Raw genomic sequence first — 16319 nt, forward strand, 5'->3', positions numbered from 1 at the left:
TATATGTTGCCGAAAGACGAGCATGAGTCGGGAACTGAGACGGAAGCCCCCCGCGATGAGGCCCTCCAAACCCCGTTGGGAGGGCATTCTACCTTTTGACATTCTCTCCATGGCGATTAACATTGGGTTATCGCTGAGCGATAGACGCTGGAAGTTCTACTTGAAAAAGTGTTAAGAACCGTGTAGTAGTCTCTGCACATTACTTCTTCACGTTTTCTGGCATGGCGTGCCTTCAAGCCGCTGCATGGTTCGTGTGAAGCGAAACGCCATGCGCTCTAATCTCCTCGCTTAGGACCCCCAGATAGATTACTCACAGACAGCCCAAAACGATGAAGCGACTGATACCAAGCGTTGTTTTCGGCCTCGCCCTCCTGCTCCTTCCGGGGCTGGCGTGGGCCCAGCAGGGAACCATCACCGGAACGGTGACAGAGGCGGAAACCGGCAACTCCTTGCCCGGGGCGACCATCCAGATTGTGGGCGAAAATACTGGTGCGGCCTCCGATGTTGACGGTCAGTATCAGATCACGGGAGTTCCTGCTGGCGAGCAGACCCTTCGGGTATCGTTTGTTGGGTATCAGGGGCAGGAACGCACTGTGAATGTACCGGCCGACGGTACAGTTCGGGCGAACTTCCAGCTCCGGACGAGCCAGGCTCAGATGGAAGAGATCGTCGTGTCAAGTTACGCTGTTGAAGAGGATGTGCGCGTCACGGGTGCCTCCGAGGCGGTGAGCGGGGCCGACATTGAATCGCAGAACGTACAGAACGTCTCTGGCGCCCTGCAGGGACGGGCGTCAGGAATCCGAATTACGTCTCAAAGTGGCGCTCCGGGATCGGCCTTTGACGTCCAGGTGCGCGGCCAAGCAAGCATCAGTGGAGGACAGCAACCTCTGTATATCATCGACGGGATTCAGGTTGGTCCCGAGAACATCTCCAACGAGGGCAACCTGAGTCCCCTTGCTGGCCTTAGTCCCTCCGACGTAGAGTCGGTGCAGGTATTGAAAGACGCATCGGCCACGGCTATTTACGGCGCACGAGCGGCCAACGGAGTGGTCATAATCCAGACCAAGGGAGGCGGTGGAGAGACGCGAGTGAACTTCAGCTCCCAGGTCGGGGCGGTCAGTCCACTCGAGGAATATAACATCCTTTCGGCCAGCGAGTGGGTAGAACACGAGTTTTTGAAAGCCCGAAATGCAGGCGATTCGCCCGCGGACGTTGCTGATGATTTCGGAATTCCTAGCACCAACCCCGATGAGGTTACCGGGCCTGACTGGTACGATCAGTCCACGCGCACTGGCATCACGCAATCGTATCAACTCTCCGTGAGCGGAGGTGGTGAACGGACCAATTTCCGCCTCTCTGGCTCCTTTGAGCGAGACAAGGGGCAGGTCATTGAGTCTTTCCTGAACCAGACAGGACTCCGGGCCAATGTTCAGCACGATGCCACGGATTACCTCTCTCTGTCGAGCAAGGTAAATCTCGTGCAGAACAAGTCTCGTGGGACGATCGGAGGTGGAGCCTTCGTCAACAGTCCCTTCTGGGCGTCCTACCTGATCCGTCCTCACCTTGACGTCCGAAACGAGGAGGGGGATTACAACTTGCCTCTGTCAGGAGGGGGAGCATTCAACAGAAATATTGTTGCGCAAGAAGACTTTAACTCCCAGAGCACAGATGGCGTTCAGATTCTTGGGAATGTCTCAGCAACACTGAGTCTCACTGACTGGCTCAGTGCCCGTACCGTCTTTGGCCTGGACTTCAACGACCTGTCAGAGAAGGATCGTCGAGACCCCCGTCTGCCAAACAATGCAGATATCGGCGGAAGTGCCTTCGTAAGCGACACTCGTGAAGTGGGTCTGAATGTGAGCCAGACGCTCAACTATGATCTCTCGCCGGGCGAGCGCCATGACGTCTCTGGACTTTTTGGTGCCGAGTACCGCCGCCAGAGAGAAGCGTTTAACGGGTCTGACGGAGAGGGCTTCCCTCTGTTCGAATTTCAGAATCTCGACAACGCGGCCAACCCGGTCGGAGTCGACGAGTTTGAGACCGAGTCGCGGTTCCTAGGCTTCTTCGGGGATGCAGAGTATACGTACGACGACCGGTACACCGGAAGCCTGACGCTTCGTTACGACGGGTCCTCCCGGTTTGGTGAAGACTCCCGGTACGGCCTCTTCGGGTCGGTCGGCGGGTCCTGGACAATCTCTGAGGAAGCGTTCATGGAAGACGTAGGGTTTGTAGAGGATCTGGAGCTACGTGGAAGCTATGGCGTACTGGGGAATAGCGACTTCCAGGCTGCCTTTGGCAACTTCGCTGCCCGACAGCTCTACGGGGGAGGTGGAGAGTATTCGGGAGTTGCCGGAATTGAACCCGCATCTCTGGGCCGATCAGATCTTACCTGGGAGGAGTCAACTCAGATTAACATCGGGCTTGACTACTCAGTCTTCGGTGGGCGCCTCTCGGGGTCGGTTGACGCCTTCCGTAACGACACCGACCAGCTTCTGCTTGGACGTGACCTTCCTGCCGACAGTGGCTTTGATACTGTCCTCGACAACGTCGGAGAAATTCGAAATGAGGGGCTTGAGTTCTCCTTCAACACTGTCAACATCGACCGGGGCGATTTTCGGTGGGACACGGAGTTCAACATCACCTTCCAGCGGAGCGAGGTTCTTTCCCTCTTCGATGGGCGCGAGGAAATCCGGAATGACCAACAGCCTGGTGGTGAACTTTACCGCGTAGGCGAGCCCTTGGGCCAATATGAGCAAGTGCCATGGGCTGGAGTCAACCCGGCTAACGGGCGCCCGCTGTACGAAGACGAAAACGGGAACCTCACTTACTTCGTCGGTGGTCAGTCCGCCGAACAGACGTACGGGAACAGCCAGTCGGACTTTTACGGAGGATTCGGAAATACATTCTCGTACGCTGGGCTGACGCTGGATGTCTTCTTTCAGTATGACTACGGCCGGAATACATTCAACAACGACCGTTACTTCATCGACGGAAACTTCAGCTTCAATCACACCGAGAACGTGACGGAAGACTACTGGGAAGAGCCCGGTGACGTCAGTGAGCGTCCCCTTCCGTGGGCCGGAAACCGCCCTGGGGGATCTGGTTACAACTCGGGATTCTTTAGCTCCTCAGTGTACATGGAGGACGCCTCCTACATCCGACTGAAGCAGGTGCGCCTCAGTTACTCGTTGCCCTCCTCCCTTCTCGAAGGGGTGGGAATCCAGGGCATCACTGTGTACGTCAACGGAAGTAACCTGCTTACCTTCACAAACTACACTGGACTGGATCCGGAAATCGTGGGTACAGCTCTTGCCCAATACCCGAACAACCAGCGTATCAGTGGAGGCATTGACTTGACGCTGTAGGCGCTCACCACTCCAGTATGAGCTACCTCCTGATCTCCTGTGTTCCGTCCTGTCCTCTCAAGAGACAGGGGGCAGGGCGGAACGGAAGAGGGGCAGGCCACAGTCCCGTCTTCCACTCGCCCCCTTCGCACGCATTTCGTACTCACTCTTTCCAGATTCTATGAGGATACCGCAACTCACCCCCCGAATTCTGTTGGTAGGCATGGTCGGGGTCGCCCTCAGCCTTACTCTTTCATCTTGTGATAATCTGCTGGATGTCGAGCCGCAGCAGGATGTCCAGCCGGAGGCGGCTTTTTCCTCTGAGGGAGGATTCGAGTCGACCCTCAGCTCCACCTACGATGACCTCCAAGATGTTGGTTATTACGGGCAATTCTACATGTTGTACCCGGAGGCGCTGGCCGACAATGCGATCAACCTCTCGGGGGTAGCCCGCTACGACGGCCCACCCCAGAACGCTGCTCGTGAGCACCTGAACAGATGGGGGGGGCACTACACGAGCATCAACAAGGCGAATACGCTCATCGCCGAGAGTCAGAATTTCGACGAAGCCGACGAGGCATTCAAAGAAAGGATACGAGGAGAGGCGCTTTTTCTTCGGGCCCTCAATTACTTTGACCTCATCCGCACAAAAGCGTACGAGCCGGGGGAGGAGGTGAATGGGTTCACGCAGGGAGTCATCCTGCGCACGGAGCCCACCAGGTCGGCAGAAGTGGCTTCCGAGCGTCTGCCTCGTGCGCCCACCAGTGAGGTTTACGACCAGATCGAGACGGATCTACAGAATGCCCGTAGCCTCCTAGCTGGAACGAAAAATGGCAGATTCAAGGCCAACGAGGCGGCGGCGCAGGCTTTGCTTGCACAGGTACGCCTCTACCGAAAAGACTTTGAGGGTGCTGCCACCACGGCAACTGCTGCTCTGGAGACTGCCAGAGACAGTCTGGATGCCGATCTCCTTACCGAAGACGAGTACGTTGAGGCTCACGTAGGAGAGACGATGTCCAGCGCCCTCTTTTCCATCAACATGAACCCTGATTTCGATGGTGACGCGACCAGCGTGAATGAATCCCTCTCGTCACTTACTCACGATCCAGGGTCGTTCAACTTCCAGCTTCTTCCTACCCAAGACCTCATTGATGCTCACGCGGACGGCGATGTCCGTGCGGAGCTTTACGAGACCCTACCCTCAGGGGACACGCGCATCAACAAGTATACCCAGGCCGTGGGGAGCTACACCGATAACATTCCCGTCATCCGGGCCGCGGAGGTGCTTCTGATCCGCGCGGAGGCGCGATTCGAGAATGGTAACGAAAGTGGTGCCCTCGAAGATGTGAATACACTGCGCTCCGCCCGTGGGCTAGAGAAGGTCTCGCTCAGTGGTGAAAGCCTCATTGACGAGATTCTGAAACAGAAGCGCTTAGAATTGGCCTTCGAAGGAGAGCGTTTCTTCGATCTCAAGCGGCGGGGCATGGATATCCCGAAGCCACAGGTTGCCACCCCCGACGTGTCCTTGGCTTACGAGGACCGACGCGTCTTAGCACCGATTCCCTCAGGCGAGGTCCAGCTCAACGGTCAGCTTGACCAGAATCCCGGCTATTAACCACCAGGGTAAAAGCGCGTCGTCGTGACGAGGAGCGAATAGGATCATCCCGGTGCGGGGCTGGCACTGGGATGATCGTCTGCTCTTCGCCGTTTTGGAAGGCTGCTTTCCTCCGCCTCCCCCTGTCCACTACAGACTATCTTGTAAATAAGGTCGAATCCATAGACACATGAACACCGCTAAACGTTGCTTCGCGCTTACCCTGGTCGTGCTCGTTTCAGTAAGCATGATGGGGTGCTTTGACCAAGTCGTCGAGCCCGAGTACGATGGCCCCCCCAAGGTCCAGTTTGATCCAACGAGTAATTCTGTTCCTGATGGTGCGGGAGCCCAGGAACTCAATATCCAGCTCATTGCGCCGCAACAGTCCAGTGACAGCCAGTTCCCGGTGACCGTTGTCGACACGGGAGACATCGCGACGACTCTGCCATCGGACGAGTACGAATTGGTTTCTGAAACCGCTACAATTCCTGCTGGCAGCAGCTTTGGAACGGTACAGGTGCGTGTCGACTCGTCTGGAATCCCACCGGGGGAAACACAGCTCTTGACGCTGGCCCTGGAAGAAAGTTCGAACAGTGACATCGTCCCGGCGACCAACTTTCAGTTCTTTGAGCTCACGGTCGCCGGGCGCTCAGCGGACGTTCGTCCAGAACCTGCCTCTCTTTCCTTTGACACCATAGAGGCTGGTTCTACGGCCCGGGACACACTTGCGGTTGTCAACGAGGGGACTGCGCCCTCCGACGTCAGCAACCTAGCCGTTTCGGGCATGGATGCGGGCCGCTTTAGCATCGAAGCACCGGCGGGAGATTCGTTTACCCTCCCTCCTGGAGAAAGCCAGGAGGTCGTTGTCGATTTCGCGCCCGAGGGCACCCTGTCCGATACGACCGACTACGCGGGCTCGGTTGACTTCCAGTTCACGAACGTTCCGGACGGCCCGGGAGAAGCTAGTGCGGAGCTGACAGGAACCGGGATCCCACAACCCTGATCTGACCCCGAGCGTTCAGCTGATTCCTGACGTCTTTCAAAGCGGCGGTGCTCCGATCGGGGCACCGCCGCTTTTTATTTGTGATGGATGTCGTTCGTGACGGATAAATCCTGTGCGGCCCGCAGGGAATATGCGCACTGCACCCCCAAACGCCTGCTTCCGACAATAAAGCTGCTCTGGCGCGACAGGTCGGCTCGATGCCGGGCCGGTCCGTGTGCGGTCTCGTCACCAGAAAAGGTTCAGGGCCACAGCCCTGCGCACGTGCGTCCCGCGCGATAGGCGAGCGAGCTCTTCATCCCCTCAGATCTCTTGACCTGCTTGAAGGGGTTGCTTCTGCGGGTCTCCATTACCGCCTGCGACAACATTGCCGGTTCGTTCGAGCAGTGGAAAGTGGGACTACAGTCCCGTCGGCCATTGGTCCTGGTCAACGCAACTGAGACTGACGTGGCCCGCTCCACGACCCTCTTTGTACACAACACCTCAGGCATTGACTCGACCTGAAGGTTGATGGTGTTCCACGGAAGAGGGCCGCTGCTGCCTGCAGTGGTCCTTTTTGTGCGCTGATGTGCGTCGCATTCCGTCACGACCACACCCACGACCACACCGTGCCCCCATCAGAAAATCCGGCACGTGAGTTTCCAATCTCCAATTAACGCCCCGAGTCCAACTGGCAGCAAGCCGCCCGGCCACCGCGTGGTGGGCCGTAATAGGGTCCTGACGGGCCGGCGCCACTTCGAAACGCCCCCCGTCATGGGGAAGCGTCTGCGCAGTAAAGGGGGTACGTTCGTGGCGGAAGACCGGGTGGGTCTCGACGCGCACCAATGGCGGCCCGAGGAAACGAAGTGAAACGCACGAACAGGGGGCGACTACCCCGTGCCGTGGTCGTTGGAACCGTGGAGAGAGAAGTGTAAGGCAGGTGCATCTCCGCGCCGTTCGTATCTTCCAAGAACTTCGCCCAAGACGTTTGAGGAGAGGAAGCTGAACTGGCGCGTGGTGAGAGCCTGTGTCTGTGCATGTCAGGCCCCAATGCACTGCGGAGATGCATCTTGGGAGGAAAAGCGATCGAGCATTCCGGCTCAGCCTCAATTTCCTCGGTCCCCAGAGCCTGTACCGCTGCACTTTATTCGTTCGTAGACACGGCGATGTGAAATACAAAGCTTTTGGAAGATTACCCACCCTACGCAGTGTAGAGTCGCCGGGTTCGTCCGTCTGTGAAACCAAAACTGGTCTCTATTATGTTCATTAAGTCAAGAAAAAGTTAATTTAAACTGCCGCGTTCTGGTCTTGAACGCAAGTGAAATGCTAGAAGACAAGCGTGAGTCGGGAATTTGAATGGGGAACTCCCGGAACGAGCCCATCCAGGCTTCGTCGAGGCTTCTTGCGGTCTCTTGACATTCTCTCCATGGCGATTAACATTGGGTTATCGTCAGATAAGAAAAACCGAAAATCTTGTTTTAGGCAGCGTTAAAATAAATTTGCTGGTTCTGTAATCCTAACATTCTTTTTCCTACCTAGGGTGGAGGGGGCCCCGGTTCAGCGCACGATCCGATGACGGTAGGATGTTACGCGGCCTAGAAGATTTTACTCAAGAGCCTCAAATAGATTACTCATACACAGCCCAAAACGATGAAGCGACTGATACCAAGCGTTGTTTTTGGCCTCGCTCTCTTGCTCCTTCCGGGGCTGGCGCGAGCCCAGCAGGGCACTGTCACAGGAACAATTACGGAGGCGGAAACAGGCAATCCCCTGCCCGGAGCCACTGTCCAGGTTCAGGCCGAGGGCACAGGTACCGCTAGTGGCTCTGACGGCCAGTACCGTATCCCCGGTGTTCCGGCTGGAGAGCAGACCATCCGGGTGACCTTCGTCGGATACCAGGCGCAGGAACGCTCCGTGAATGTGCCGGACGGAGGTACCGTTCGGGTGAATTTCCAACTCCAGGCGGGTCAGGCTGAACTTGATGAGGTCGTCGTGACGGGAGTTTCGCAGGGGACCGAGACCGCAAAGCTGGGGTTTTCCGTCGAAAAGGTTGACGGTGAAGATCTAAATCGGGTGCCGAGCACTGACCCTGCGAACGCACTCCGTGGACGAATATCAGGAGCTGAAATTGTTCGGCCTTCCGGAGAGCCTGGATCTTCTCCGAATATCCGGCTCCGCGGCACGACAACCCTTCAGGGGTCACAGTCGCCACTCATCGTGGTAGATGGCGCGATCACGCAGGGGTCCCTGGAAGACATTGACATGCAGAACGTAGAGTCGATAGAGGTCATCAAGGGGGCCGCGGCCGCCTCACTTTACGGGTCGCTTGCTGCTAACGGAGTAGTTCAGATTATCACCAAGCAGGGAAGCGGAGACGTTGGGGATACACGCGTTACGGTTCGGAGCGAACTGGGAACGAACCAGCTTGCCAACAAAGTCCCTACTGCAGACCACCACCGTCGGCAAGGCGCATATCGCCCGTTGGCATCGGAGAGCTCCACCTGTGATTTCAATCCGTGCGGCGCGAATCCGCTGGCCGAAGACGGTGTGATCGATAATGATTATCAGGGGGATACCTTCGATAACCAGGAGCGACTCTTCGGGGGCAATACGTTCTCGACGAACTACGTTGAACTGGCCTCTACCCAAGAGAATCTGCGGTATACTCTCTCTTTCGAAAACCTTCAGCAGGGAGGAATCGTCAAGGAGGTTGACAACTACACACGTCGAAACTTTCGGGTGAACCTCGGAAACGACATTCGAGAGTGGGCAACCGTGCAACTCTCGGGGCTCTACTCCAGGCGAAACGGGCCTGACGTGACGGAGCAGGGGCAGGGTGGGAATCCCTTCTACAGTACCCTTATTGCACCTGATGACCTCAACCTGTCGGCACCTCCGCCTGACTCGGCCAACATCGACGCAAAGTATAATCCCTTTACCAATTCCGGAAATGCCGGAAACCCGCTGTACGAACTGGCCACGAACAACGACGAACTTGATGAGGAGCGCCTGTTCGGAAATGTTCGTCTCAATCTGGAGCCGACGGACTGGCTAACAGTAAATGGCCAGTTCAGCTACGACCGTGAGGAAAATGACTTCAATACGTTCACGGCGGCGGGAACGCAGCCCGCTTCCCCGACGGGAACGCCCAGCACGGGTTCTATCTTTGAGTCGGACGGCTTTGAACGCCTCTACATCGCCGAAGGGAGCTTTACGCTGGAAGAAGAGGTGGCCAACCTCAGGGCTCAATTCACCGGCCGATACAACTACGAGAACAGGGAAGGGAGAAACATAAGTAGCTTCGGCGAAAACTTTCAGGCCCGCGGAGTACCTCAGTTTGGGAACACGGATCCGGAGAACCTCAGCGTGAACTCAAGCGAGTTTACCGTGAAGGCTGAAAACCAGATTGGAAACCTCGTCCTGGACTACGACGACACCTACATCCTGGATGGTGTCCTGAGACGAGAGGGCGTTTCGCTGTTCGGAGCCAAAGACAGATACAAGACATACTTCCGAGTCGCGGGAACCTATCGCCTCACGCAGGACCTTGATATTCCGAGTGTCGGTCAGCTCAAGCTCCGAGGGTCCTACGGGACATCAGGCCAGCGCCCGCCCTTCTCGGCACAGTACGAGACGTTCAATGTGACATCAGCGGGAATCAACAAGCAGCAGCTCGGAAACGAAGATCTGCAGCCCTCCACCGTCTTCGAGACCGCGGTTGGAATAGACGTTGCCTTTCTTGAGCGCTTTAACTTCAGTGGCACGTTTTCCGATCAGAGCGCGGAAGACCAAGTACTTTCCGTACCGCTGTCATCTGCACTCGGATTTACTTCTCAGTTCCAGAACGCCGGAACCGTCGAGTCTACTACATGGGAGTTCAGTCTGGGTGGACGCGCATACCAAGGAGACAGCTTCACAGCTGATTTCAATCTGACCTGGGACCGTACCCGGCAGGAGGTAACGGAACTCAATCGCTCAACCTTCATCCGGAGCGCCGGATCGGCGGCCTCAATCTACCGGATTGGAGAGGGCATCAGCTTGGGGTCTATCTTCACGAACAAGATTGCCCGTTCGGTCGATCAGGTTAACTTTGACGAGAATGGTGAGGTTATCGGACGGCAGGGCCCTGATGGAAATGCGCTTACGGAAGATGACCTCACGATCAACGACCAAGGGTTCGTTATCGTGGACGGAACGCAGTACACTTCCAACGAGGCTCCAGTCTTCATCCGAGAAGACAACGGAAATAAGAAGACGTTGAAGACTGGAAATGCCATCCCGGACTTTAGCATGGGACTGAGCACGACCCTCAGCTACGACAACTTCACCCTTTATGCACTGGCCGACTGGCAGCAAGGGGGAGACGTCTACAACTATACCCGACAGCTGCTCACCTTCAACGAACAGAGCGCTCTCGTCGACCAGGCCGATAGGCCTGAGGGGCAGCGTCACACCTTCGGGTACTTCGAAAGTGGGGTCTACAATACTTCAAACCCGTCCGCTTTCTGGGTCGAAGATGGAAGCTACCTAAAGATCCGAGAGATTTCTCTGTCCTATAGGATTGGCACAGGTCTTCTGCAACGAGCAGGCATCGGAAATGTGCTCCAGGGTGCAGAAATTTCTCTCTCTGGGCGAAATCTCTTCACGTTTACCGATTACACGGGGTACGACCCAGAGGTGTCGGTGCAAGGGGGAGACAACCAGCCCACTAACTTCCGGGTCGATGACTACGCATACCCCAACTTTCGAACATACACTGCCCAGGTTGAGCTGACGTTTTAAGCCCTCCTTCTTCCTTGCAGGGCTGGCGGGCATGATCCGCCAGCCCCTGAAGGGAAAAGCGCACGGTATCTCGGTATATTCTGTACCTGCACAACTCCAAACGCTATGATAAATCGACAGTTACGAAGAATCGTATTCCCCTTGCTCTTCCTCGCAGGAGCGGTGTTTCTTGTCTCCTGCGACGGAGTGGCGGACCTGGACGTTGAGAACAAAAATGCTCCTGACCGTGAGCAGGCGGTCACAGATCCCGGAGATGTTCAGTCGATTCTTCAAGGAGCCTACCGAAGCTTTTACGTAGGAATATACAGTTCGGGTAACTTCCCGGGTCCTCACTTGGACATGATGGGTGGGGCAGTCACCACGACGAACGCTTTCGATGAATTTATTAGCTTCTCTGTCAAGCCGATGGGGCAGGTTCAAAACACCAGCGGATACTCCGGTGCTGGTGTCATGGAGGTTCCATGGAATAACCTCAACGCAGCCCTCTCCTCATCAAACGATGTGCTTACCTCAATCGAGGTGGACGATCTCGAGATTACTATCGACGGCAACGACCAGACAGCGCGGACTCGCGCGGGAGCGTACCTGGTTCGGGGGCTCTCCCACGGATACATTGCCAATCTCTTCAACCAGGGATACGTCCAGACCTTGGATTTTCCCCAGAACGCGAGCCAGCCAGCATTGAGTGGATACGGGACAGTTGTAGACCAGGCCATCAGTGACCTGCAACAAGCCCGAACGATCGCCGAAAACAATTCCTTTGACCTTGCCGGATTGCTTCCCTGGCAGTCTCCCCCCTCCTCACCGCAGGTGGCGAGCATTGCAAACACCATGTCTGCGCGTTTTCTGGTCCAAAATAGCCGTACTCTCGACGAAAACACCAGCAGCACGATCGGTGGGTCTGAAGAGTACGGGTGGAATGACGTTTTGGGCTGGACCCAGAATGGCATCGATGAGGACATTGATCTGCAGCTTTCTACAAATCCATACGAAGATAGTTACGCGGGCCTGAGTACCGTTGTAAACTGGTATTACCGGGCTGACCATCGCATTATCAACCTCATGGACCCAGACTACCCGGCCCGCTACCCGGTAGGCCGGGCCGAGGCCGCTGAGGCGATCCCTTCCTCTGAGAACCTGGGCTCCCCCCCAGCAGACGATCGAATCTGTGAAGAGCCGAAATCACTGGATACGGACGGTGGCTTTGGCCATATCGACGGCGCTGGCCGAAAACCTGAAGGGTGCTTTTACATCTACACCAATGACTTTCAGGCCGGGTTTGACGCAGGGAGAGATGCGTCCTCGTTCAGTACCTACTTCTGGGCGCCGCAGTGGGCAACCACTATCGGCAATGAGACGCCGTACGGAGGAGGCCCGAGGCCCCTCTTTTTGGTGAACGAAAATCGCACCCTTCAGGCCGAAGCGGAGATTCGAGCTCCAAATGGAGGTGGAGTCTCTGCGGCCGAGGCAATTATTAACGATGGAAGCCGCACCAATATCGGAGGGCTTCCTGACCTCAACGGCTCCACCGAGAATGAGGCCCTAAGGGCGATCTACTACGAGCGAGCCGTGCAACTGCAGCGCACCGTGCCTGCGCTGGCCTGGACGGACCTGCGACGGCGGGATGCGCTTTTCGAGGGCACCCCCAAGCACCTCCCCGTTCCTGCGGAGGAGCTTAACACCGTCCAGCGTGACCTGTACACCTTCGGTGGAGGCGGGAATGCAGGCCAACCGGGGACTGCATCTGGCGAGTCGGCCTGGTGCACTGGTGACAATCCGCTTGTCGGCAACACGGTCCCCTCCTCTGGATGCGATCCCTCCGGATACAGCGCTCCTGCGGCATCAAACAGCAGCCTAGACGGTTCCAAGGGCGTGGAGAGTTCTTCATCACGCTCATCTGCACGCACACCACAGCAGTAGGCCTTTTCTAATCCTTCCGATTAGGTCTTTCCATGGCCGGAGCCCATGCAGGGCTCCGGCTATTTTTATTTCCTAGAAAACAGTTTTCGGTCCAATCGACCCATCGGGCGCGTTTTCTCTCAGCGCAACGGACTAGGGAAGAAAAGGGAATGGTCTCCTCTGAGACTGTCGGTCGTGCAAGTGTCCTTGTGACGAGCTCCTGCAGGTGGTAATCTGAGCGACAATGACGTCCGTCCTGAAACCCTGTGTGTGTCTCTGTTCGTTGGAGTCGCTGCATCCGGACAGCCTGAAGAAACCGTCTGCGACCTAGTCATCCCTGAGGCTAGGTTTTTATTCTGCAGAGTACGAACGTCCTCCTCACTGTTCTCGATACGGACGTTCGATGGCGATCACTACCGCCATCCAGGGATGCCACGACCACCAAGACCAAGTCCCCTTGGTGGGGCATCATCGCTTCTCTGTCCGCTTCGCTGCGTTCAGCATGCACGAAGCGCCCCTTTTGTCTTATCTAGCGAGATCTGCGTCCCAGAATTGTCCACATCCTGAAGTAACATAAATCCGGAGAGTTCTGCGTGGAAGAAGGGAAACAACACTGCGGTGAGTCCTTCGCCGGTAGGCTGATGGATAAGCACTTGAATCTTGAACCTGAGGCCTGCTCCTAAACAATTGTTAAAAGCCCTATCTTCTCCCAGACGTTCTCTCGATCATGCCGAGTGGGCTGGCAGAACGGAAGCGGCAACGAACTGGCCACGTCAGGACGACAAAATACTGAAAGTTCTGTTGTTCAAATAACTGGCCTGCTGCTTCCCTTTTTAAGCAGGGCGAAAGGACTACAGGTGTTTTCTAAGAATGGGGTCCCGCTAATCATTCTCCTCTTCTGGATCGTCCTCTTTCGCCTGGTGGCGGGTAATAACGTAAATGGCTCCTTCCTCGTGTCCGAGTCCATGTCGGCTCAGTGCCTTATCGGCCTCCAAGCGGTTAACCCGCTGGACGCGGGACAGAGATATGCTGGAGAGGGCGGAAGACCCTTCCCCATACCGTTGACCATCCACGTACACTACGAATCCCTTCCTTCGTGTACCGCGGGCGTACGAGTTGTAGTCGCGGTCGGATTGGTGAAGCCAACTCGGCCGATGTTGCTGAATTAGTCTGAAGGCAGTGCGGGCAGAGCTTCCGTGGATTTCCTGGATCCCGATCTGAGATCGGGTCGTATTCCGTGTCGTCCCACTGGCGGTACACCCAAGAAGAGTGACGACAGTCAAGACGAAAAAGGGGAGAGACAATCGCATAGCGATTGGAGATTGGGTACACCCTCGGCGTAATCGTGGCGACAGCGGGACCGGAAACTGTTCTTGATGTGTAGGGGACCTAAACTTTCCCTGGCCGACTGATAGGAACTCTCCCTCACGCCTCCTGAACTCGACGAATTCAAGTGAGTTGTGGCCGATATTACCTAAATTCAGGTCCTGATGCTGATTTCCGTTTTTTCCTAGGCGGAAGCATTAATAAAAGTCCAGTAATCGATCATCGACGCCACTCGTGGCAAGAGCGTAAAGTATGCAAAATTTTTCATCTTAGATCCGATAATGCAAGCGTTTTCGGCGAGGCAAGTTTCATCTCTTTGTCAGCTCCGCACGTAAATTAACATGCGAGCGTATGAGGACAGACATATGTTCGTAATCATTCCCTCGTGTCCAGATCCGAACTGACTTACAATCGTTTCTCCCGTGCACACAGGTTTTTTCTCCCTCTTTGAACAGTTGAACCTTAGAGCATTCGTCCTTCTTCGATCAGTCTCAAGGTTCGATGTATGATCGATCTAGGTGGTTGACAGTAAAGTCCGACCCAGCCGCGAGCAGTTTGAGGAAGTTACCCCGAATGAAATTTGCAAACTTCCGTTCAGCTTCAATGCAAGGAGGAGCTACCGATAGCAGATATATCCGCCTCTTGTCTCGTCAAATTTGGAAGGTCGCCGCGGAGATTCCGAAGGGAAGTGTTGCCGCAACAGGTGAGGTTTCCGACCCTTCTCCACACCGAAGAGTTTTCCAGAGTATCTGCCGGGCGGTGAAAGACGCGGTGAGAGCCTCGGCCCCCCCGTCACCGTGCTGGCGGTCTATGATACGGTATCGATGGGCGGGCCCTATCTCGAAACGCTCCACGTTACAAAGAAGCAGGTACGCAGTGAAGGAGATACGTTCGTCACACTAGGTCAATTCTGCCGAGCACAACTAGCAGCTCGGCGAAACGAAGTGGAGTGCACGAGACACCAGTTTAGCATCTTGCTACTGCACTATTCTTAATCACCGCGCTGTGTTTGGTCGACCAAGCTGCGTCTGATAATTATTGTCTGAGGTATTTCTCGACGAACGCCCACGGCAACACGGCTGTGGAGCTTTTGCCCTGGAGTGGATCGCTTTCTTTTCGTATTGGATTATTAGGCGTCGCCGCTCCTTGAGGTGACCAACACAGTGTTCGACGGTATTTCGGTCACGGTACTTTTGGTCATCACACGTCGGCCGGCGCCGAAGGCCGTCTCGGATGTTTCGGCGAGCAGGAATGCCGGCCCCGATGTCTTCGTCGGCGAGCCAGCGTCGGACTCAGGCCGCATCGTACCCGCGGTCGCCAGCGGAAGGCCCTGCTGGCCGACAGGCAGATGAACCGTGGTGAAGACCCCACCTCACAGAACCGACAAGTTCGTACCCAGGAGCGGGTCCTGTGCCTTCGTCTCGCCAAGTTCGAGTTCCTTCTTATCGTCGTTCGGACCGCCTGCGGCGGAGGATTGCGCTACGCGCATCCAACTGTCTCCAGTCGATGTGCCCTTCAGAATCGAGTTCACCCTGTAGATGACGTACGGTCGAATCAAGGGGCCGCCAGTGGCCCAGCGGTGAAACCGGTCGCACACCGTCTTCCGATTGCCCCTGCCGCTCAGGAGCATCCCGCCGGGGAGCCCTAGAGCGCTCTGGTCCAGAAGAATACCGCACGTGACCTTCCGGTGGTGGTCGCACAGACAGCCGCGGCTCCCCACTTCCGGCAGCAGGCATTCGATATGCTCGTACTGCCGATATGCTCATACTGCTTATCGGTGAGCTGATAGCGGCGTCGAAGCATGATAGAACGCCCTATTTGGTCCCAAAGCCTATGCAAACCGTTCATGCAGCTTTTTCATCAGACAGTGCCTTACAAACACGGATCGGACGCATGCTCGGACGCGCGGAAGGCCTGCTTCGGACGTACTCCTATCAGTGTGTTCGCGAAGAAGTCTGGGGACAAGTAAGCCGGCTGTGCGAGAATACTACATGCCTGGACCACACGATTCGGTATATGCGCTCCAGCGGGCCGTGACATCGACGGTGAAGGTGGTTCATTATCCACTCGGTATGAGATTGAACGGATCCCGGATCCGAGTGGAAGAGAAAGAGAGAGGGCCTTCCCGACTTCCGGCGATCCGAGAAGAACTCTACGCCCTCTCCCTAACGCGCACTTATCGCATAAAGGCAAGTCCGCACGAACGGACCTGAGTGTCGTGCTATTCGGATACCTGCCCTTGGCCTCCGAGGAATGTGCGCCAAAATAGACTTCATATTTGAGAATAGAATAGCGGAGTGATGATCCCGAAGCACGAATTTGGAGGCCCAAACGTACTGATGGCTGGTGTGGATGGGAAAGTCCCATGACGAGTTCAATCAGAAGGCCTGGAGAG

At 56.0% G+C, this 16319-nt stretch carries 5 protein-coding genes; all 5 read left to right on the forward strand.

The features are described from left to right. The first annotated feature begins 329 nt into the window (after positions 1 to 329). The 5 genes from OJB03_RS06325 to OJB03_RS06345 all read left to right on the forward strand — a co-directional run bounded on the left by OJB03_RS06325 (position 330) and on the right by OJB03_RS06345 (position 12619). On the forward strand, positions 330 to 3365 hold the full coding sequence (locus OJB03_RS06325; RefSeq protein WP_263786054.1) for a SusC/RagA family TonB-linked outer membrane protein: 3036 nt from the start codon (positions 330 to 332) through the stop codon (positions 3363 to 3365). Between the two features lie 160 nt (positions 3366 to 3525). Next, the gene (locus OJB03_RS06330) at positions 3526 to 4959 is read left to right on the forward strand and encodes a RagB/SusD family nutrient uptake outer membrane protein (RefSeq protein ID WP_263786055.1); all 1434 of its coding nucleotides are present in this window, start codon (positions 3526 to 3528) and stop codon (positions 4957 to 4959) included. 169 nt (positions 4960 to 5128) lie between these two features. Further along, positions 5129 to 5941 carry a hypothetical protein gene (locus OJB03_RS06335; RefSeq protein ID WP_263786056.1) on the forward strand — a complete coding sequence of 271 codons (813 nt, stop codon included), beginning with the start codon at positions 5129 to 5131 and terminating at the stop codon, positions 5939 to 5941. Between the two features lie 1626 nt (positions 5942 to 7567). Further along, positions 7568 to 10699, forward strand: coding sequence for a SusC/RagA family TonB-linked outer membrane protein (locus tag OJB03_RS06340; RefSeq protein WP_263786057.1), 3132 nt, complete (start codon positions 7568 to 7570; stop codon positions 10697 to 10699). A gap of 105 nt (positions 10700 to 10804) precedes the next feature. Further along, entirely contained in the window at positions 10805 to 12619 is a 1815-nt protein-coding gene (locus OJB03_RS06345; protein ID WP_263786058.1) for a RagB/SusD family nutrient uptake outer membrane protein, read from the forward strand. Positions 12620 to 16319 lie beyond the last annotated feature (3700 nt).

It is taken from the genome of Salinibacter grassmerensis (genome assembly GCF_947077765.1).
Lineage (GTDB): Bacteria > Bacteroidota > Rhodothermia > Rhodothermales > Salinibacteraceae > Salinibacter > Salinibacter grassmerensis.